Origin of the sequence: Paenibacillus paludis, from assembly GCF_042610515.1 — a bacterium.
Taxonomy (GTDB): domain Bacteria; phylum Bacillota; class Bacilli; order Paenibacillales; family Paenibacillaceae; genus Paenibacillus_AQ.
Genome location: NZ_JBGJZP010000029.1, coordinates 45,912 through 67,045, shown reverse-complemented (window position 1 = coordinate 67,045; position 21,134 = coordinate 45,912). Strand labels below are relative to the sequence as shown.

19 protein-coding genes and 2 pseudogenes are annotated in these 21,134 nt (G+C 41.5%); 3 read left to right on the top strand and 18 right to left on the bottom strand.

The genetic code is table 11. The annotated features are described in order from the left end of the window. The 12 genes and pseudogenes from ACAN56_RS32795 to ACAN56_RS32740 form a co-directional block, all read right to left on the bottom strand. Positions 1-368: pseudogene (locus tag ACAN56_RS32795) on the bottom strand (hypothetical protein); the annotation flags it as partial. Between the two features lie 77 nt (positions 369-445). Further along, positions 446-1,417: a polysaccharide deacetylase family protein gene (locus ACAN56_RS32790; protein ID WP_379148014.1), complete on the bottom strand. Its 972-nt coding sequence runs from the start codon at positions 1,415-1,417 to the stop codon at positions 446-448. Between the two features lie 43 nt (positions 1,418-1,460). Further along, a complete protein-coding gene (locus tag ACAN56_RS32785) occupies positions 1,461-2,831 on the bottom strand; it encodes an ABC transporter permease (protein WP_038587677.1) in 1,371 nt (456 codons plus the stop codon). Then, the gene (locus ACAN56_RS32780) at positions 2,831-3,538 is read right to left on the bottom strand and encodes an ABC transporter ATP-binding protein (protein ID WP_038587674.1); all 708 of its coding nucleotides are present in this window, start codon (positions 3,536-3,538) and stop codon (positions 2,831-2,833) included. The genes ACAN56_RS32785 and ACAN56_RS32780 overlap by 1 nt, the downstream gene beginning before the upstream one ends. 177 nt (positions 3,539-3,715) lie before the next feature. Next, on the bottom strand, positions 3,716-4,864 hold the full coding sequence (locus ACAN56_RS32775; RefSeq protein WP_379148011.1) for a hypothetical protein: 1,149 nt from the start codon (positions 4,862-4,864) through the stop codon (positions 3,716-3,718). Beyond that, positions 4,861-6,276, bottom strand: a complete 1,416-nt coding sequence (locus tag ACAN56_RS32770) for a sensor histidine kinase (RefSeq protein WP_038587669.1) — start codon at positions 6,274-6,276, stop codon at positions 4,861-4,863. The genes ACAN56_RS32775 and ACAN56_RS32770 overlap by 4 nt, the downstream gene beginning before the upstream one ends. Before the next feature lie 4 nt (positions 6,277-6,280). After that, a complete protein-coding gene (locus ACAN56_RS32765) occupies positions 6,281-6,982 on the bottom strand; it encodes a response regulator transcription factor (RefSeq protein ID WP_038587666.1) in 702 nt (233 codons plus the stop codon). A 105-nt stretch (positions 6,983-7,087) separates the two neighbouring features. After that, entirely contained in the window at positions 7,088-8,770 is a 1,683-nt protein-coding gene (locus ACAN56_RS32760) for a polysaccharide deacetylase family protein (protein WP_379148008.1), read from the bottom strand. Positions 8,771-8,973: 203 nt separating this feature from the next. Then, on the bottom strand, positions 8,974-9,267 hold the full coding sequence (locus ACAN56_RS32755; RefSeq protein WP_379148006.1) for a putative quinol monooxygenase: 294 nt from the start codon (positions 9,265-9,267) through the stop codon (positions 8,974-8,976). Positions 9,268-9,306: 39 nt separating this feature from the next. Then, positions 9,307-10,056 carry an SDR family NAD(P)-dependent oxidoreductase gene (locus tag ACAN56_RS32750; protein ID WP_038587663.1) on the bottom strand — a complete coding sequence of 250 codons (750 nt, stop codon included), beginning with the start codon at positions 10,054-10,056 and terminating at the stop codon, positions 9,307-9,309. After that, positions 10,056-10,343, bottom strand: coding sequence for a heme-binding protein (locus tag ACAN56_RS32745; RefSeq protein ID WP_379148004.1), 288 nt, complete (start codon positions 10,341-10,343; stop codon positions 10,056-10,058). The genes ACAN56_RS32750 and ACAN56_RS32745 overlap by 1 nt, the downstream gene beginning before the upstream one ends. A 158-nt stretch (positions 10,344-10,501) precedes the next feature. Then, a pseudogene (locus ACAN56_RS32740) lies at positions 10,502-10,624 on the bottom strand (heme-degrading domain-containing protein); the annotation flags it as partial. Between the two features lie 304 nt (positions 10,625-10,928). Between ACAN56_RS32740 and ACAN56_RS32735 the strand changes: the two are divergent. After that, a complete protein-coding gene (locus tag ACAN56_RS32735; protein WP_379148002.1) occupies positions 10,929-11,663 on the top strand; it encodes an IclR family transcriptional regulator in 735 nt (244 codons plus the stop codon). 119 nt (positions 11,664-11,782) lie between these two features. On the opposite strand, the gene ACAN56_RS32730 is transcribed toward ACAN56_RS32735, so the two are convergent. From ACAN56_RS32730 to ACAN56_RS32720, 3 genes are read right to left on the bottom strand one after another with little or no spacing between them, the layout of a single operon-like run. Beyond that, entirely contained in the window at positions 11,783-12,622 is an 840-nt protein-coding gene (locus tag ACAN56_RS32730; protein WP_052092472.1) for a carbohydrate ABC transporter permease, read from the bottom strand. A gap of 56 nt (positions 12,623-12,678) precedes the next feature. Further along, complete coding sequence (locus ACAN56_RS32725) at positions 12,679-13,569, bottom strand: ABC transporter permease (protein ID WP_038587658.1); 891 nt, start codon at positions 13,567-13,569, stop codon at positions 12,679-12,681. A 21-nt stretch (positions 13,570-13,590) separates the two neighbouring features. After that, complete coding sequence (locus ACAN56_RS32720; protein ID WP_379147999.1) at positions 13,591-15,306, bottom strand: extracellular solute-binding protein; 1,716 nt, start codon at positions 15,304-15,306, stop codon at positions 13,591-13,593. 225 nt (positions 15,307-15,531) lie between these two features. On the opposite strand from ACAN56_RS32720, the gene ACAN56_RS32715 reads away from it, so the two are divergent. Further along, complete coding sequence (locus ACAN56_RS32715) at positions 15,532-17,070, top strand: response regulator transcription factor (RefSeq protein ID WP_379147997.1); 1,539 nt, start codon at positions 15,532-15,534, stop codon at positions 17,068-17,070. A gap of 1 nt (position 17,071) precedes the next feature. Then, on the top strand, positions 17,072-18,772 hold the full coding sequence (locus tag ACAN56_RS32710) for a cache domain-containing sensor histidine kinase (RefSeq protein ID WP_379147995.1): 1,701 nt from the start codon (positions 17,072-17,074) through the stop codon (positions 18,770-18,772). A gap of 37 nt (positions 18,773-18,809) precedes the next feature. Here the strand turns inward: ACAN56_RS32710 and ACAN56_RS32705 are convergent, their stop codons facing one another. The 3 genes from ACAN56_RS32705 to ACAN56_RS32695 form a co-directional block, all read right to left on the bottom strand. Next, positions 18,810-19,295 (bottom strand): hypothetical protein, encoded by a 486-nt coding sequence (locus ACAN56_RS32705; protein ID WP_379147993.1) that lies wholly within the window; start codon positions 19,293-19,295, stop codon positions 18,810-18,812. Further along, entirely contained in the window at positions 19,273-19,818 is a 546-nt protein-coding gene (locus ACAN56_RS32700) for a helix-turn-helix transcriptional regulator (protein ID WP_038587643.1), read from the bottom strand. Before ACAN56_RS32700 ends, ACAN56_RS32705 begins: the two co-directional genes overlap by 23 nt. Before the next feature lie 238 nt (positions 19,819-20,056). Next, positions 20,057-21,115 carry a glycoside hydrolase family 130 protein gene (locus ACAN56_RS32695; protein ID WP_379147991.1) on the bottom strand — a complete coding sequence of 353 codons (1,059 nt, stop codon included), beginning with the start codon at positions 21,113-21,115 and terminating at the stop codon, positions 20,057-20,059. Positions 21,116-21,134 lie beyond the last annotated feature (19 nt).

Here is a 21,134-nt window from a genome sequence, read left to right as displayed (position 1 = left end):
CCGACCTTTTTCTTAAGCGCATCAGCAGTTACTGGATTGGCGGGAATGGCTGAACCTCCCGGAGTGACTACACGCGGAAAATAATGCACCAGATTGGCACTAGAACTGCCGTTGTTAGAGAGCTTAAGCGTATAGGCCAGAATATTGCCACCGGTTTGCGGCCAAATATTAACATCCTCTACGGTAGCTTTTACATTCGCTCCCAGCAGGATGGCCCCTAGATTCTTTGCTGTGACGCTTTCTCCTGCGAACATCTTATAGGCACTACCTACTGTTGCCGGAGCAGCTGAAACAGTATATCCAGATAATTGGCTGATAAGAAGAATACTTAGCAACAGAGCAACACTTTTACTTCTATGTAATTCCATGGTTTCCTCCTCAAAATCTATACAACATTTACAGATAACAAATTTAGTCATCTATAGCTGATATCGCATTTTTTAGATTACTTCATTGTTCTAAATTTATAGTCATGTTCTTTCAGATACTTTATCATTTCCGGCAAAGCCTTTGCGGTTTCTTCCTTGTCATAAGTATCGTGCATTAATATCACTGCTTTTTCTCTGCCTGCTACTGTGTTCGTGAATTCTCGCATTAATTCTTCTTCGTTCTTGGGTGCACCTTCTGCATCTTTCGGCAATACATTCCAATCCACATGGTGATAACCCTTGGCATATAGAGCTTTATCCAGTGAAGCCACACCTGTGGGATCACTTTTAGCCCATGTCATATGACCGCCAGGATATCTGACTGCCCTGGTAGTGAAGTCTTCTCCTAATACGGTTTTTAAGGAGTTGTTAGTCTTTTCGATGTCACTCATAAAATGGTCTAGATTCACCTTCTTATTAGGATACAAATAATCATAGTTATGCGAATATGAATGATTGGCTATAGCATGTCCTTCTTCAATCATTCTTTTGATTAAATTTTTAGTAATATCACTTTTATCTACTTCCTGGCCTAGCACAAAAAAAGTTGCAGGTACCTTTTCTTCCTTTAGGACATCCAGTATTTTTGGAGTTACGGTTTCGGAGGGCCCGTCATCAAATGATAAATAAGCAATTTTTTCTCCATTCGCCCCATCAGGCATATCCCCCGAAATTTGCTGCTTCAGATACTTCTCAACGAAGGCGATGTCTTCAACTTCATAAACGCTTTTTAATGAAGCCGTCACATCTTCTGCTCCCTTTTGAAGCCCATTCTTTTGCTTAAAAATCACCTTTTGGACTGCTGTCACTTCTTCTTTATTTGCAGTGGAGGTTTGAACTTTATGTTTGTCAACCGTTGGCTTCTTTACGATCATCATATTAAAACCAACTATAAACAACAAAATCACAATAAACAGCAATCCTCTCCGGTTCCTCTTTATACGTTGTTTTCTTCTTTTATCATGTGCAAAATCCTTATACTCTGCCATCGGCTTTTTCACTTCATTGCTGACTTATTATTTTCTGTAAAGCCTAGTCTTTCTTGATCGCTACCAGAGCATTAGTATTGGAAGCACTGATTGCCGGATATATCCCCGATAGAACACCTGTCATTACTGCAAATGCAATACCTAGCGGGATATTTTTTACAGATATAGAAATCGTCATCCCCGTCGTTGACTCTCCAAGGGGGATAATAGATGTTGTTGTTAGCAACTCATTCACTCCAGATAGGGTTAAATAAGAAATCAACACCCCGATCCCCCCGCCGAGCAATCCTAGCAATGCAGCCTCAGCGATAAACATATTACGTATTTGCCATAAATTAGACCCCAAAACCTTCATAATACCGATTTGTCTGCGCCGCTGATGGGTGGACATGGTCATCGCTACAATGATAGATATAGAAGCAATCACAAGAATGAACAAGCCAATTCCGAGGGCCGTCTTTTTGATCATGTTGAACTTCTCATTCACTTCGGCTTGATGGTGTAAGTTTGTTTCTGTAGACAAGATCAGCTTTTGAATTTGCCCTTCTACTTGTGCAACATAATCCTGACTGTCTACCTTAACCAGCATTGAATCGTAGCCTTGTATTTCTGAAGAGTCTGTTCTTAAACCAAACTCTTCCGAAAGCAATTGTGCAGTTTCCAGCGAAACATAGGCTTTTTTATCATAAGCAGCCTCCTCCTTCCTAACTCCACTTGGCTGTTTTAGTATCCCAATGATGCGAAGAGAAGAACTGAGGGTGTTCTGCTGTAATTCCGCATTATAATACCGATATTGAATTTGCTGCTGATATAATTTTGAAGACTTCATATTTAGATTATTGAATTGTTGGATTAAACTATCATTATAAGGATCCTCTTGTAGTCGCTCCATCATTTTATTGACCGTAACAACATCCATCAAGCCAATAGTCGCCCCGTAGTTTAATACAACCGTGCCCACCGCATCTGAAGGTCCCCCCTGTTCAAAAGATTTGTCAAAGCTTGTGAGCGACTGAAGATCCGTGCCAAGGACCTCAACATAGTTAATGTTATTGTCTATCGTGACCATCTCAAAGCTTTCAACCTGCATAAAAGGTGCTACTGCTGTAACATGCGGGAGATTCTTAATAAGCTCTATCTTCTGCTCGGTCAGCTTTCCTCTATCAAAGTTTCCTTTTTTCGAAGTGCCGCTGCCTTTTGTAGATATCCCTACATTTGGTTTAACGGTGATTTCATTCATCTTGAAGTTCCTGTTCATCTCATCTAAGGAATATTGCTGGGCAGATTCTCCAACACTCATGGCGACTATAAGAGAGGCACAACCTATCGAAATCCCTGTCATACACAATGCCGTGACTACTTTACGTCTTTTAATTTGATCCCAGGCCAAGCTTGTGATGTCGCGAATCCGCACTAAGCCCCCCTCCCTGCAGGCATACTTTCACTATCAGCTTGTTCTGTTACCAGATATCCGTTCCGCAGTGTAATCACACTTTGCATCTGCTCCGCAACCTCGGCTTCATGCGTTACAATGACAAAGGTTGTATTCCTTGCCTTGTTTAGCCGCTGCAGAATTCCGATGATCTCTTCCTCTGTTTTGGTATCCAAATTCCCGGTAGGTTCATCAGCAAAAATGATAGAAGGCTCTGTAATAAGAGACCTTGCAATACTTACGCGCTGTTGCTGGCCACCCGATAGTTGTGAAGGGAAGAGATCAGATTTCCCCGGCAGCCCCACTTCCTCAAGTAAAGCAAGTGCCTTCTTTCTGCGCACAGAGGGGCGGACCGATTGAAAAACAAGGGGTAATTCCACATTTTCACGTACCGTCATTGTGGCGATCAATTCATAGGATTGAAAAACAAAACCGATATGTCCACGCCGGAATTCGGCCAGTTTATTCTCACTCATCTTGACGATATCCTGGTCCGCAATATAAATTTGGCCATCTGTTGGCTTCATTAAGCCTGCCATAAGATTTAACATGGTCGATTTACCTGATCCTGAGCTCCCCAGCAGAGCAACCATCTCTCCCGGCTTCACTCGAAAGCTGACTTGATGCAGCACCGGCACTAACTCTGTGCTGTTTCTAAAAGCATGTGATAAATTCTCTACTCGAAGCATGTTAAGAACTCCCTTAATATAATGACTTGTGTTTCTTGTGTTTCGTTATCTCCATTATAAAAAGTGATTGTATCGGTCTTTGGCAGACTTGTATCCAAGTTGTAAATCATTCACTGCTGCGCACAAATAAGACCAGCGCAATTAGATATACGCTGGTCTTATCTGCAGTTGCCTTGTCTAAAACGAAAAACGGTAAATTTCGCTTTTACTTAATTGGCTACCGATAATGAATAGATCATCCTCATGCCATTTCATCGTTTGTGCAGAATGGATATTTTGATATATCACTGTATCTGAATCCAGGCTCCCATTGTCCAAATAAGCAGCATGCAGATCCCCTATTTGATTGCTGTTTACCATAAAGTAAGCGATTCGGCTTTCATCGGACTGCAACGCATAATTTGTTATGATACCTTCCTTCAATAGCTTGAATTGACTGGTACCTCGGTTGTACTGAAAGAGTCCATCTGTATTATTTATTTTCCCCTGTAGCACAAAATCGCCATTATTCATTACTAAAAATTGATTGATTTGTTCACTTTTGGCCACTAACTTTACCTTACTTGTATTCTTCAAGTCCATTTCAAATATACCGTAGCTGCTGTTAATTTCCGCTAAAAAACAAACCTTATTTTGTCCTGACTTCTGGATGATATCCCATCTAATTGTAATTCCGTTCAGATTGCTGGAGCCAATGGCAGTTCCTATTAATTCCAGTAATTGATCATACGTGATCAACTGCTGAACTTCGCCCGTCGAGACATTAGTTAGTATAACGTCGCTCCCGGAGAAGCCTAAATAACGTTCATGATCAATGAACATGTTGGAATATGAATTATCATTCTTCAACTGTTTCAGATCCTTATTCAACTCCAGGCTGTACACATTAGTTCTTAAGCTCTCTCCCCCATTTTCAAACTTCGAATAGATTAGCTGTTTCGCATCGGGAGTCAAGGTAATTCCATATTCAACATTCTCAGCAATATCAGACATTTGATTATTATCCAGATGCAATACTGCTATTTTTAATCCACTTAAAGAGTTGTCTGGCACAGTAATAATAATATTATTGTGATCTCGCACTTCAAGATCATATATAGGATAATTATTAGTCAGCTTGGTTACAGCTTTAATCTCAAAAGCCTCAGCATTGCTTGAAATAAGAGTCGTATTGAACTGACTATTTTTAAGAACCACCGTTCTAGAGTCAATACTACTTAGGGCATAGATGCTGCCAAGTCCATAAAACCCCAATATAAAGACAAGCAGTAACAGGCCCAAGATCATGTAGTGCCGGTAATTCCCCAACAAACTCACCTTCTTCATTTCCAATCCTCCGGCAAGCTGATTTTGATTTCTGTGCCCTCGTTCAAGATGCTCTGTAGTTTAATGGCTCCGTGATGATCCTCGATAATATTTTTTACAATACTTAATCCAAGCCCGGCACTTCCTTTCTCTTTGAGCATGTTCTTCTTCGCTCTGTAGAACGGTTCGAACACATGGGTGATATCCTCTGCAGGAATCCCCTCCCCCTCGTCTTTGACCTTAACCACTACCACGTCTCTTTCCTTGAAGGATTCCACGTAAATTACAGAGTTTACATCCCCATACTTAATGGAGTTGTCTAATAAATTTAGAAATACCTCTTTCAGTTTATCCCGGTCCCCTAAAACGAATAATCCTTCTTGAAGCTCGAAATGAATATTAATGTTATATTTTCTAGCTTTAATCCTCATATCCTCACATGCTTCTTTAGCAATTTCCGACAAATTAACCTTCTTAAAGTGATAGGTGGTACTCAATGTTGCCGATTGGGATAGTTCCAGTATTTCAACGACCGCCCGGTTTAACCGCTGACTTTCATGAATGATATAATTCATTCCCTTTTCAAAAAAGGGAGCGTCTGTAAATCCGTTATCCTTCACAATCTGTGCATAACCGAGAATGGTCGTTAAGGGGGTCTTTAGCTCATGCGTAACATTGTCAAAAAAAACTTTACTTTGGGCCTGAGCCTGTTTAACTTCATCCCGTTCTTGTTTAATAATTTCGATCTGATCTTTAATGTGTTTAATCATGATCTGAAATCTGCGGGCTAACTCGCCAACCTCGTCGCTGGATGAGATTGGAATGTCTATATCAAAATTACCTAAAGTAACCTGATTGGAACGTTCGGTCAGCTCACGGATCGGTTTGGTGATTTTTCTGGAAATTAAGATGGAAGCAATAAAGATAAAGCTGAAAATGATAGAGGCAAACATTTTGATGATGGATTGAAAACGGGCATTCCTTTGATAAAGCTGGCTGTAATCTTTCTGATAATTCAAAAATCCAATAGGCGACTGCTTCTGCAGGATAGGGAAGGACAAAGTAACAATCACTTGGTGGTCAACCCTATTAATCGTGTAAGCAATTTGGGAGTGCGAGGCAGATTCACTCTTAACTTCATCCCCATTTATATAAGAAATTGTCACAGGTCCGCCAATTCCAGCCGATAATTCCTGAGAGAGTCTATTTTTTTCCGTGACTAATGTTTTTCTGCTCATCCTTTTTTTATGGACCAGAAAATATTGATTGATATAAATATCCAAATTTGTTTTCGTATTAATCATGTCCTCATTAATGATCCGATACATATTTTGTTCCGTAACTCTGTAGGATACAAACAGCATTGCAGAAAGCCCCACAAAAATAACAATTGAAAAAACAACCACAATTTTAAATTGAATTGGAAATTTCATGGTCTCACCTCGATACCAGCTTATACCCGATACCAAATATCGTCTCTATCATGGATAGGCTGTGCTCCTCATCCAGTTTTTTACGGATTCTTTGCACGTGAATATCTACAGTCCTGGTATCTCCAGCAAAATCAAAATCCCATACCTTATCTAAGAGATCCGATCTGCTGAATACTCTCCCCTTATGCTCTGCAAAAAATAACAGAAGATCATATTCTTTATTGGTAAGTCCGACTTTCATTCCGCTTTTTAGCACTTCCCTTTTACCTTTATGAATCTGTATCTCTGCCCCTACATTGATAACTTCAGAGGTTTGGTTCTCCAAAGAATCTCCTATTAAATCGATTCTGCGGAAAATCGCCCGGATTCGGGCGATCACTTCTCTAATATCAAAAGGTTTGGTGATATAATCATCGGCTCCAAGTTCCATGCCCAGAACTTTGTCTATTGTGTCGGACTTGGCTGTAATCATAATAACCGGGATCGCGGAGTCCAAAGAAACTTGTTTACAAATATCAAAACCGCTCATGTCCGGCAACATCAAGTCCAGTAAAAGCAAATCCGGTTTGAAATGCTTCAGAATTTCCAGACCCTGCGTTCCTGTAGCCGCTCCTTTGATAACAAATCCTTCTTTGCGAAGGGAGTAAGCAAGCAAATCACGTATGGGGTCTTCATCTTCAATTAATAATATCGTTTTCTGATTCATGGCTGCGTTAATCTCCCTAATTGCAATATCTAAAATCGTCTCTTTTTCTTCTTTATTTTATCAGATATTTCTTCATTCATCTTACTGTTTGAATAATCAGCAAATCTAACCTTCCGACAATTTCAGCTCTAACATCATATTTACAATTTCCACACCATATGATGGGCTGCCTGCCCACGCTCCGCCTAATGCTTCAACTGTAACGGCCTTACCCATTAAATGCGGAAAATGCCTTGGGTCAGTGGTATCCAGTTTAGGATAACCAAAGGCGCCCGCGTACAACGCTAAATGATCGATCTGCGCCTTAACTCCTTCCTGCCAACTGAAAAATCGTTGGTGTGCTCCCTCATCTATATCAGAACCACCGGACTGTGTTTTTAAGCCCGCAGGATTCAAAAATGTTTCATCAAGTACGCCTCCGAATTTTCCATAACCGGTTTCTTTTGCAGACTGACTATATACAACAACGGGGTCGACCCCGGCTTTTGGAGCCTCATTCCAGATAATATCCGCCAGATCAATAAATACATCTGTTGCCCCCTTGGATTTCGCCCAATTTTTAGCTTGTTGAACATTAGCTCTTGGTGCAGACAATATAGGAGTTTCGCTGGTCTGATTCCCTTCATCAGCATTGTTATTTATAGCATTCTTGTAAGATAGCGTAACCGTATTATTGACAGAGTCCCACTTAATATCCATGCCGATAAGTTCACCTAAAAACCTTAACGGGACATATGTATTATCATGAAGTATCGTTGCGGCTGTATCCATTTCTAAAGGTATTCCATCAACAACAGCAGATTGATCCCCAATATTCAATTCTACATTTAAATTATCTTTGGTAAGGGTAATCGTTTTAGCACTGCCACTTTGTTTCCAATTGACATTAAAGTTCAAGAACTCGGCTATGAATCTTAAAGGCGCCAGCACCCTGTTATTCTTATCTACATACGGCTTCGCATCCGGGAAACTGACTTTCATTTGATTGAATATTAAGAAAACATCTTTCTCACTAGCAGAATTCACAGCACTGGACTGGGATGAATCACCGCTGTCTGAATTCTGTTTGATACTCAAATAATCAGTTGAATCTGCCGGTGACTCGATTTTGTCATCCAAACCATTAAGTACAGACATCGTAACAAAGGTGTAGCCTTGAGATTTATAATAATCAATGATTTGGGGAAGCGCCTTGATCGTATTATCCCGGTTCCCGCCGCCTGAATGCATCAGCAGAGTGATCTTGTTGCTAGAGTTTGACTTCACCGTTTTGAGAATCTCAGCAACTGAGTTGCCCGTCCAGTCACGGGTATCTACATTCCATAGGGCCTGCACATATCCAGACGCATTAATTTCTTTCTTCACCTGATCTGATATAGCACCGTAGGGAGGGCGCATTAGTACTGGTGTAATACCCGTACTATCGCGAATCGCCTTAGTTGTGGTTAATAGTTCCTGATGAATCTCTTCTTTGTTAAGCTTAGTTAGATAGGGGTGGCTCCAAGAATGGTTGCCCAATTCATGCCCCTCCCTTGCGATACGTTTCATAACATCGGGATACTGTTTGACCTGTTTTCCTATTACAAAGAAAGTTCCCTTGACTTGGTTATCTTTCAGAATATCAAGCACTTTCCCGGTATACTTTTTTTCAGGTCCATCATCAAAGGTTAACGCTACCATTTTTTCAGACGAACTGGCTACCGACTTGCCGGTCCCAACTGTGGCAATCGAGGCTACTACCATTATAGTAAGGATAATGCGCCTTGCTAGATCATGTTGTTGTTTCATAATATACTTACCTACTTTCAGTACCCATCATTGGATTAGTGTACTTATGAGTATAGGTAGTAATTATTTCGGAATTTAGAGAACTTGTATCCAAATTGTAACTTTCACTAGAAAAAAAGACCGCTTCTTTACGAGCGGCCTTTTAATGAGAAAACTATGGTACTGAAAGGGTACAATTCTAAATAAGAATCCACCTTGAACATCTATTTCGTATCTGTAGTTGCAAGAACTTTCATCGTTTTTCCACTTGTTAAAGATGGTACCAATTTATCGAAGGTTATAAAGTGATCGGTTGCGTTATGGAAATCGAGAGCCGCTTGATCCTCCCACTCCTCCACAAATGTGTAAATAAGCTTTTCTTCTCCAACTTCATGCATAAGCGTGTAACGAATGCAACCCTTTTCCGCTTGAGAAGCTCGAATTAACGGTTTAACCGCCTCTAAAAAAGCCTCTTTCTTATCTGGAAGTATATTCAAATCAGCATGAATAATAATCATGTTCTGTTCTCCTTCAACTTAATGGATTGGTTTACATTTCTATTGAAGCGGCTGTCCCGTGTGCACTTCCAAACCTCCGGAAACGGTCAGGTTCAAACCATTCGTTGAGCTTGATTCATCAGAGGCCAAGAAATACATGGCTTTTGCCACTTCCTCCGGTGTACAAATTCGTCTTAACGGATTGGCTTGATTAAACGATTCAATAACTTCCGGTGGATTCGACAAAAACATAGGCGTCGCGCAAGCCGCAGGGCAGACGTTGTTTACCCGTATATTATACTTTCCGTAATCCAGTGCCATAGCTCTGGCCAGATTAACGACAGCCCCTTTTGCGGCATTGTAAGCAGCCATATCGTAATCTCCGACCATGCCGGATACAGATGCGGTGTTCACAATCGTTCCTCCGCCATTCTGGATGAGGTAAGGCACAAAGTACTTAGAGGTGTAATAAATAGATTTAACATCGATATTAAATAATCGATCCCAATCATCATCTTTCGTTTCGTGCAGCATCCCGCCGGCCCAAATACCTGCGTTATTTATGATGCTGTCAGTACCACCCATGGTTTTCATTGTATAGTCATATAAGTTTTGTATATCTGCTTCAACAGCTACGTTGCATTTGAAAAAGTACACCTCTTTATACCCCAAATCTTGTAGTTCCTCCATTACAGCAGCGCCGCGCTCTTCGTTGAGATCAGCCAGCAACACTTTCCAGCCTCTTTCAAGAAAGAGCTTTGCCGCACTTAAGCCCATGCCCGATGTCCCTCCTGTTATAACCACCCGCATTAGTTGTTCCCCTTCTTTCCCAGATATTTTCGAATGCCTTCCACACAGATTTGATGGTCAAGGTCACCCGTTAGTCCGCACACTGTAATTGAACCCACAACTCCTGCGTTTTGAATGCGAAGCGGATAAGAGCCGCCTACAGCTTGAAACTCTCCAGGATCAAGAAGACTGCTTTCGCTAAAAGTACTTCCTGAAGCTTTAAACATTTCTTCTGCGAATTTCGAAGAATGAAAATAACGGTCAACGACGTTCTTTTTCCGATCATACCAGTATGAATTTTCTGGCATTGTCCCATCCATGAGATGTGTGAATAAGACATGTCTATTTTTTTCGNAAAATAACGGTCAACGACGTTCTTTTTCCGATCATACCAGTATGAATTTTCTGGCATTGTCCCATCCATGAGATGTGTGAATAAGACATGTCTATTTTTTTCGATTTTAACGCCAATCCCTCCCATGTTCATCTCCTCTGCAATTTCAATAAATAGTAGTCCAAGCTGTAATGCGTCTTTGCTGGTAAAGGAAGAAAACTGAAGCTCATCTTCTTCAGCTAGCAAATTTTCCATTATTTCATTCATATGAATCATCTCCATAATTTATTACGACATTGTCGAATTGATTTCATTAATATCGTATAAAAAGATTATCACGGGCTCTGAACGAAGTCAAATGAATTCGGTAATGTCATATTGATTTCGCTATAATTGAAGTCTTCACAAGCAACTGTTATAATTTGTCCATAAAAGACATCAGCTTGTATATTCAGACCTAGATACCCCATTGTTTATGGGCATTTATCTTTGATCTAAAACTTTGTTGTTTTTGTTCGACCAAATACATTACAAAATATAAATAGTTTATGGGGGTACTATGAAAACGATTCAATCCATAGATAAAGCCATTTTCGTGCTGGAACATGTTTCGAAACACAACGGAAAACTATCTTTGACGGACTTAAGCCATTTGCTAGGTATGAAAATCACTACATTACACGGGATCATCTCCACTTTGGAATACGGAAAACTGCTCTACAAAAATCCGAGCAGCGGGAAATACTCATTGGGGTTGAAATTGTTTGAATGGGGGAAACAGTTCGAAGCCGATTTTTCAATCACAGAAATTGCACACCCTTATATGGAGGAACTTGCAGAACAATATAATGAAACCATTCATCTGGCTGTGCCCTATGAAAATAAAATTTTATATATTGACAAGGTTGAATCCGTTCACAAATTCAGATTTACGTCTATGGTTGGGACGACTGAGGAAGCCTTCCGCTCCGCTATCGGACTTGTTATCCTGGCCAATCTTTCAGCCCCCCATCTACCAGAATTTCTTGGAGGCATTGATGAATACCATGAAAAGCAACATTTCGAAACTCCGCTTCCTGCATTATTGTCTTCAATAAAACAGGAGGGTTATTACACTCAATTCGAGTCTCCTGATGATTATTATTGCATCGCGGCTCCTATCGTAAAGGCAGACGCTACCGTAGCTGGTGCACTCAGTATTGTGCTTCCTAGCCATCGATATCAGGAAGATTTGTGTCATCAGATTGTAGAGCAGTTAAAGCGAGTTGTTTCGGAAATCTCTTCTAATATTTAACAATCGGCCAGGATAGGAGGGCATGCCCGTTCGTTACTTTCACTTTAGAGTTGGCGTACAATACAAAAAGCAACTCATCCGTAGACAAGTCGCTTTTTGAACGCTGTATTCTCTATACATCACTCTTTAAGAGAACCTACTACAATTCCTGTAACAAAATATTTTTGCATAAAAGGGTAAATTAAGAGCAGCGGCAATGTTGAGACAACGATTTTGGCGGCATTTAGTGTCCGGTTCGAAATCTTAGCGTATTCGATCAGCTTTTGCGGATCGGTTATATTTTGCGCGTCTACGCTGAGCTGCTGGATATAAGTCTGCAACGGATAATTTGACGTTTTATTTATATACACCAGAGCACCGAAATAATCATTCCAATGCCCAACAATCGTGAACAGCGTTACTGTAGCAATTGTAGGCAACACCACAGGCACGTATATGGTTGAGAGAATTCTCCACTGCGAAGCCCCATCAATGGTTGCAGCTTCCTCCAAGGATTTGGGCACTGCCCGGAACGCGTTCATCAGTAGAATGACATTCCCGACCGCCACGGCTCCCGGCAGAATTAGAGCCCAGATAGAATCGAGGAGATGAAGCCCTTTGACTACCATAAAGGTTGGAATTAGCCCCCCGGAGAACAGCATGGCGATAATCACAATATTCATGTACACCTTCTGCGCCCGGAATTGTTTTGAGCTTTTGGATAACGGATAAGCGGCCAGAATCATCAGACTCATGTTGACGATCAAACCAAGGACAACACGCTCTACCGAAATCATAAATGAGCGCCAAAACTGGCTGTCCGAGAATAGCTTCTCATAGGAACTGAACGTAGGATGAACCGGAAAAATACTTACCATGTTTGCTGAAACCGCCGCGTTATCACTGAACGAAATAGCAACCAGATTAATTAAAGGGATCAGGCAGGACAAAGTGAGAGCTAACAGCAATATCCAGATCATGATGTCCGCAATTCGGCTTTTTATGGAATGCGCGTAAATGGAAAACACCTCCCTCTTTAGAAAATTCGGTAATCCGTTAACTTTTGAGCTAGCTTATTGGCAGAAAGAATGAGGACGATTCCGACAACAGACCGCAAGAGCCCGATGGCTGTACCCAAGCTGTATTGTCTCTCCACTAGGCCTACCCGGTATACATAAGTGTCAATAATATCGGAAGTTGCGTAAACCAAGGGATTATAAAGATTGAAAATTTGGTCAAAACCGGCATTAAGTACATTAGGCAAATTCAAAGTCGTAACAAGTAATATGGTAGGCATCAAGCCGGGCAAAGTCACATACCACAGCTGTTTAAAACGATTGGCTCCATCGATGGAAGACGCCTCATAAAGTCCCGGATCAATAGCCGTCAATGAGGCTAAGTATATGATGGAGCCATATCCAAACCCTTTCCACACATCAGTCAGCACCAGCATAGGTCTAAACCAATGATTGCTGGCCATAAACAAAACCGGATCAATGCCAAGCCAGCCCAATAATGCGTTGACCGGTCCTTCGTACGAAAAAATATTCATCACGACTGTAGCCAATACGGCCCAGGAAAGAAAATTGGGCAAATAAACAACGGTCTGCATAAACTTTTTGGCAAAACGTACGCGGATTTCATTTAACAATAAGGCGAATACAATCGAAACAAAGGTTCCCACAATAATTTTCCAAATGGCGATTACCATTGTGTTGATTAAAATCTGCCTGCTGTCGGGAATTTGAAACATAAACTTGAAATTATCAAGTCCCACCCATGCTGATCCGCTGATACCCTTGGCCGGAATGTAATTTTGAAAAGCCATTACGATGCCGAACATCGGTATGAAGGAGAAAATAATCAAGAATACCATACTCGGTGCGAGCATAAGGTGGAACGCAGTTTGGTCTTTTTTATTTTTCATCAAGAATCATCTCTTTCAGCATCATTTGGAGGTGAGTGCTTCGTTGACTTCCTTTGTAATCGTATCGCCGCCGGTTTTTTTCCAGCTGCTCACAAAACTATCAAATGCATCAGGGGTTTGCTCTCCGGTAATGATCTTCAAATACATTTCAAGCTCCATTTTCGTCAATGTCGGCAACTTCAGCGCCATGGAAGGCGTTGTTCCAAAAAAGATAGGGTTAATCTCGTTAACTTTTGAATTCTTGACCAGGTTGGCAGTTGTGATGCTCGAAGTATACCCAGCCCACGCGGTCGGGTCCGGCTTCTCTCCGTTTTTTACACTGTCCAAATATTTTTTGTAGGAGCGATAGGAGTTCTTGTCACTGTTGCTGAGCAATTTGCTGCTGTCACCGGTCTTTAGCGCATCCTCATAAATCCCGACATTACGGTAAAATGCATCATAGTAATCGATATTCATGGCCAGCGGAGAGCCTCCGATATTATTGCTGCTGTAGTCTTCAAACTCCTTCAAAACGGTTGCGTCCTTTTCCAGATAACGCTGGTAATCAAACTGAAGGCTGGCCATTTTTACAGCAACCTCCGGATGCTCGAATCCCTTCCGAACCACAAGGTAACTGCTGGCAGGATTGCCGGTGAACATCGTAACTGAGCCATCCTCTGATTGCGGAGCCACATAGGAAACCCACTTAGCATCCGGGTTCAGCTTAAGCGTATCCGCCACCGTCCAGCTTCCCCACCAGTTGTCCATGAACGAACCGCTTTTTCCGCTGGTAAGCAGCGCCTTTCGGTCGTCGGATGTCCGCACGGCAAATTGTTGGTCAATCAATTTCTTGTTGTATAGATCCGCCAGCTTTGCAAGGGCAGGTTTCATTTCAGGCTGTACGGAACCATAAGCCGCCTTACCGCTTCCATCCTTAATCCACTGTTTTGGGAAAGCGCCATACAGCGCAAAAATGTTGTTCAATTCGTACTGCCCCCCGGATATTCCGGCAACATTTTCATTATCAACCACAAGACCGACCGTTTTTCCGGCTCCATTGCCGCCGGGATCTTTCTCTAGAAATTGAGTAATAATATTTTCTACATCATCCATCGTTTTAGGCTCGGAGAGGCCCAGTTTGTCCATCCAGTCTTTACGCAACCAAAGTACACCCGGGCCGTGTGAAATTTCGGTAGTGGGCAGGGCCATTATTTTATCATCAAATCTGGCGGTCTCCAGAACACGGCCATCATAGGAATCGTAAATCTCCTTGATCCGGTCGCTGGCACAGTTTGTATAAGCATCCGTCAAATCCGCAATCAGGTCGTTCTCATAGAGCTGTTGCAGGGTGGTCTGGTCGGAAACCACCATGATGTCGGGAATAGTGCCCCCTGCAATGGCCATCGAAACCTTTTGAACATAATCCGTGCCGTCATTCGCTTCAAATGCAACTTCGTTTTGCACGTTGAGCTTATTTTTAAAATATCTCGTCCACACATTGTTGGTGGAATTATCCCCCTCATAAGCTGTCCCCTCAAGCGGCGTATAACTAGTTGCTGTCGCTCCAACCGTATAGTTAACGGTTTCAGGATAGGCTTCATAAGGTGTCGTCATGGCTTTCTTCCATGCCGGATCATTCAAATTGACCGCAGATTCTTTGGTGGTATTGTTGGAATTGGAGTTTTGACAGCCTGCGAGCGAAGCGGATAAAAGCGCTATCAACAAGATAGAAGCAGACTTTTTAACTGTCGATTTCATTACATAATCCCCCTTAATTGATAAGAACAAAAGCCCATATTGTTTTGCATCTTCATTGTAGAACTATGGCCATTTGACCGTATACGCAAATAAATTGCGTTTTACACAAATATATAACTCACTTTAAGCAACCTGTTTTGCCCGCTGATTGAATTCATTTAAACCATGGTACAATCAAAATGAATTACTGGGTTTGGCATACTGCGCTTGGAGAGGACGACCGAAATGTTAAGCATATTAGTAGTAGATGACCAAAGGGAAGAACGGGAGGGTATTGAATTTCTCATTCATGAACTGGGGTTTCCCCTCCATGTCGTAACGGCGGAAAACGGACGAAAGGCTCTCGATTATTTAGAGCATAAGTCTGTAGATATCCTCTTTACTGATGTTAGAATGCCATTAATGGATGGACTGCAGCTTTCAAAAAAAGCTTTAAGCCTTCAATCCAGCTTGAAAGTTATTCTGTTCAGCGGCTTCGCCGAATTTGAATATGCAAAAACGGCCATCTCCCTCGGTGTTTCTGATTATCTCCTCAAACCGATCAATGTTGAAGCCTTTCAAAATACCATGCAAAAAGTAATGGATCAGTTAATGGACCAAAAACAGGAAAATGCAGCTTCGCAAATTAAACAAGGTTATGTTAAGAAACATGTGCTTTTTAATCTGGTTAACGGCTTGGGAATGCCGTCCTCTATGAAGGATGTTTCGTTCGGTCTACCCGATCATTATCATGGAATGGTTTTGATGGAATTTGAAAAGAATTTTTTTGAGAATGCTGAACCGGATTTCGAGGAATTTATCTTGTCTTTGTTAGAGGGGCAGATTGATTACTTAAATCTAAATGATTGTCAAAGTCTGCTGCTGTTTTCCCAGCGCCAATCATGGTCTTTCTCTTCATCCCATGAATTAGGCATGCATATACGAGACAGCATACTAAAGAAATATAAAGTAAATTGCTACCTTGCTATTCATGATGAAATCACTTTGTTACCGGATCTTTCAACGGCTCTGATTCAATTAGATCAACTGATGGAATACCGGTTCTTCTCACCGGATTATTTTGTATTTGATGTCAAAAAAGATTTTTATTTTGCTGATGATAGGCTCCCCGAACTATCAGATAATGATTTATTAGACAAAATCAGAAGTGATTTGATGGCTAGAGATTTTTTTAGTCTTAGAGCCAATACAGATTTATTGTATCAAAAATATGCGAAGCAGCTTCAATTTTCACAATTATATGTCAAGTATATGTTCTCCTCTTTGTATCAGGAAATTATGACTTATTCAGCACCTATCCCTGAAATAGAGCTCTGCCGGGGAATCGAAAAACTATACAAATCAGAAGAATTAAAGGAAATAAACGAAATCATATTTGAAGGAATTGCCCGTCTTGAACAAGAGTACAGCAGTTCGGAATTTTTAAACCGGGATATTGCCTCTGTAAAGCAGTACATCGGGGATCATTATGGCGAGGATTTGAGTTTGGATCTTCTTGCTGCAAAGGTACATTTGTCTCCCCATTATTTAAGTTCAATTTTCAAAAAGAATACGGGAAACGGATTAAACAAGTATATTAAAAATGTTCGTATGAAAATAGCGAAAGACTTGCTGATGCAGACACATCTAAAAGTATCGGACATTTGCTATAAAGTGGGATTTCAAAACGTTTCTTATTTTTGCCAAAATTTCAGAGATTTTTTCGGGCATACTCCTGAGAAATTCAGACAGTTGAATCAGAAACTCAACTTGGGAGAGAAATAGCATGCAGATATGGCAGTCTTTTAAACAGAGAATCGGTGACTTTCGATTTCAAACCAAAATAAAGCTTTCTTTTTTACTGGTAAGTATGATTCCTGTGATTGTTCTCGGAAGTTTTTGCTTCTCGAAAACCAGGTCACTCTTAGTGCAGCAAGCAAAAGCCGATCTAAATGCCACATTAACTCAAAGTGTCTTAACTGTAAATAATCAACTTGATGTTTATAATAAATTCATGAACTTTCTGAGCTTCAATCAAGAAATTATAAATGCCGCCAATAACACTTATACCAGTGAATATGAAATGTATGATCAGTTAACTAACGTAATCGATCAAAACTTCTATACCGCACGTTACTTAAATCCTGGAGTAGAACAAATCACGCTTTATACCGGGACTAATTTACCTCAACACGGAAACACCGTAATCCCTATCGATGAAATAAAGGGAACCTCCTGGTATCCGAATGTAATGAAATCGGTTGATGTTCTTTGGTCTGCCAGTGAAAAAAACATATACAGTGTCCGCAGAATCCTTAGCACGAAACACAGAAATCCCAAAGATAATATTCTATTTGCACGGGTTAACTATGATAAACTATTCAAAACTTTTGAGCCCCTCCAATCTCACGGCTCGGAGATTATTATATTGGACTCCAGCGGAAATACCGTCTATTCCTCGGGCGCTAACCGTGAAAATCCGGATATTCCGGTTACCGCTAAGCAACATTGGCAAGGTGAGAGCTACACCGCCTTGTCTTCTACTGTCCCGCTTTCGGGATGGAACGTATATTTATATAAGCCGACAAATCTAATCACAAAGTCCGCATGGTGGATTGCCTTGATCGTCCTGTTGATGATTGCCACCTGCATCGCGGCAGTTGTCGTGGCAGGCACTCTCTTTTCGCGTAGAATTATGTTGCCTATTCACCGGCTGCATAAAAGCATGAAGCTTGTTGGAGAAGGGAATTTGGAAATTAAAGTCTCTAGCGAGTCTAAAGATGAAATTGGTGATCTGATCAGAGGATTTGGAAATATGGTGGGGAAAACCAAGACTCTTATTGATACTGTGTATGTGGCAGAAATCGCACGCAAGGAATATGAGATGAAAGCTCTGCAGGCGCAAATCAACCCTCATTTCCTTTACAATTCCCTCTCTATAATTAATTGGAGAGCACTGCGAATCCATGCGACGGACATTAGTGAAATGGCACAGCTTTTATCAACATTTTATCGTACTACTCTCAATAAGGGAGATAATCTTATATTGGTTTCAGATGAAATTCTTAATGTGCAGTCCTATATTAATATCCAATTGATTATGCACAGCAACAATTTCAAAGTGGACTATCAGATTGATGACTGCATTCTTTCTTGCCTTATGCCTAATCTGATGCTCCAACCTTTAGTCGAAAATGCGATCATTCATGGAATTGAAAACCGTGAAGACGGTGATGGAATAATACAGCTCTCAGCCAAGAAAGAAGAGCAAAGTATTGTTCTGCAGATCACTGACAATGGGGTTGGAGTGGAGGAAGAGCAGCTTGTACTTTTGCTTAAATCTCATTCTAAAGGGTATGGACTTAAAAATGTAAATGATCGGGCGGTTCTAATGTACGGCGAGCAGTATGGACTGACGATCCATAGTATTGTCGGGGAAGGGACTCAAGTTACACTCAAAATTCCTTATGGCGAACTTCAAGTATGATCCTAGTTCAAAGCATCTTCCCCGTTGTTATGAGAATTTATTTATTAAATTTATTTTCTATATCTTTAGCAAATTTCTCGCCCTCATCGGCTAAATGTTTTCTCATAAAGAATCCGCCAAAACCATTTATCCATGCTGCAATAGCCAGTAGCCGAGATGGAAAGTCCGCTCCAATCGTACAACTAAGTTCGCAAGAGGTGTTATCAATAGGCGTGACCTTCATTTCCCATGGAACTCCAACAATGGCTGGTATCCATCGGCATATATATGCTTTTGTCCTGTCAGAGTAAAAACGCAAATGATCGTCTGTGTGCTCTTTTAATTGATAGTGCTGAACAATCATCTCATTCCCCATGTTTTCCACATTAACCATATAGAATTCCCCATCTTCAAAATAACTGCCCATTGCCTTGTGACCTTTTGAAAAGGATTCATATTCAGCTGGAGTCATCTCAGTTACCCATTTGTACAAATTCACATGATTAGCAGCAATCTGCATTTTAAATTTCTTTGTCATTCTCATAGTCATTAACCTTCTTTCCTGTAATTTTTCTTGTGAGTTCATCGTGCCAGTTCATAATCATTTGATAATACTCTTTGCCAAACATCAACGTCGCGTGCTCATATCCCCCCATCTCATGACCATGTTGCTCTTCTATCAAGGTTAGCTTGTTATATTCACTGGCGACAGTGGTTTGAAAGTCGGCAATCAATCGAACAACCTCAAGATCGTCAAGATATTTATAGAAGAAAAGCTTATTCAAATACTCATAATTAAAAGGGGAAAACGTACAGGGTGTTTTTAACCATTCTATAAATTCACTCTTCCCTTTTTCCGTGATACCATATGATTTTTTAAATCTGCCTTCCTCTACCACTTCTTCAAACTTGATAAGCTCCCCCTTTTCCATTTTTTTCAGCATAGGATATATGCTTCCGAAGCTGGCATCAATAAAGTTGGAAGTACTTAACGTCATCTTCTGCTTGATTTCATATCCTGTCATATCCTTTTCGCAGAGAAACCCGAGTATTACGTAAATCAACATAGAATCCATCCCTTCATGAATAAATTATATATACAAGCGATATATATCGTTCCGATACATTAAACTTAAAGGCTGACGATCGATTTGTCAATAGCCTTTGCGGAATTTTATTTAGCAATCTTATTTAAGCATCGCTGGACTAGAATCAAAGAATGACGGTACTGCGCTTTCAATCTAAACAAAAAAATCCAAAAGGATGTTATCCCTTTAGATTTCTCAAAGTAAACTGCAATTCTAATTAATTCTCTTCATATAACAGGGTATCAAAAATATCATTCAGCGGAATATCGGCAACCGCCATCACTTCATCAGCAGCCCCGTAATACATCCGGACGGTATCCCCGATTAACAGGGCGCCGCATGAGAAGACCACGCCGCCGAAGAAACCGTTCACTTCATAATCCGCCTCCGGCTCCATGAACGGCCGGGTCGAACGTGCCAGGACTTTGCCCGGATCTTCGAGATCCAGCAGTACGGCTCCCATACAATACCGGTGTTTGGTATCGGCACCGTGGTACAGTGTCAGCCAGCCCCGCTCAGTCCTGAGCGGTACGGCTCCGCCGCCCATTCTGCCACCGTCCCAGGACGCCTTGCGGAGTCCCATCAGGAAACGGTGATTGCCCCAATGCAGCAGGTCCGGCGATTCTGCGATCCACATTTCCGGCGCACCGAAGGAATGCGGTACCGGACGGGTTAAGGCATAGTATTTGCCGCCAATCCTCTCAGGAAACAGCATCACGTCCTTGTTCTCCGGAGCCAGGATTATTCCGTGGCGCTTGTAGGTTACAAAGTCGTATGTCTCAGCCAAGCCAACGCCTACCCCGCGGGAAGAAGCCGCACTGTATGTGATGTAATACTTATCTCCGATCTGCGTGATGCGCGGGTCTTCCACTCCCCAGGCTTCAAGCGCCGTCTGCGGGAAGATCGCCGGCTGATCCTCCACGGTGAAATGGATGCCATCCTTGCTGCGTGCCACACGAAGATGGGACATGGAGGTCAGCATCACCATTTGACCCTTCTCCGCAACAAAGCGGGTATCACTAAGATCATACCGTTCATCGTTTGATGACAAACGTTCTACCGTAATCTCTCCTGTAGCATCATTCAGCTTCGGGACCGGCACCTCTCCTTCGGCGCTGCTGACCGGTGCTTCGGCCACACGGAGCAGCAGAATGGTTTCTTCTCCATAAACAGCAACTCCAGCATTGAAGGCTCCAAGCACTTTGAAGTCCGGCCGTGAAGGCTTCACATCGGTCGTCCTGACGATAGGATTATGTTCTGAACGTATTACTGCCATTCATATCTCCTCTTTCTGC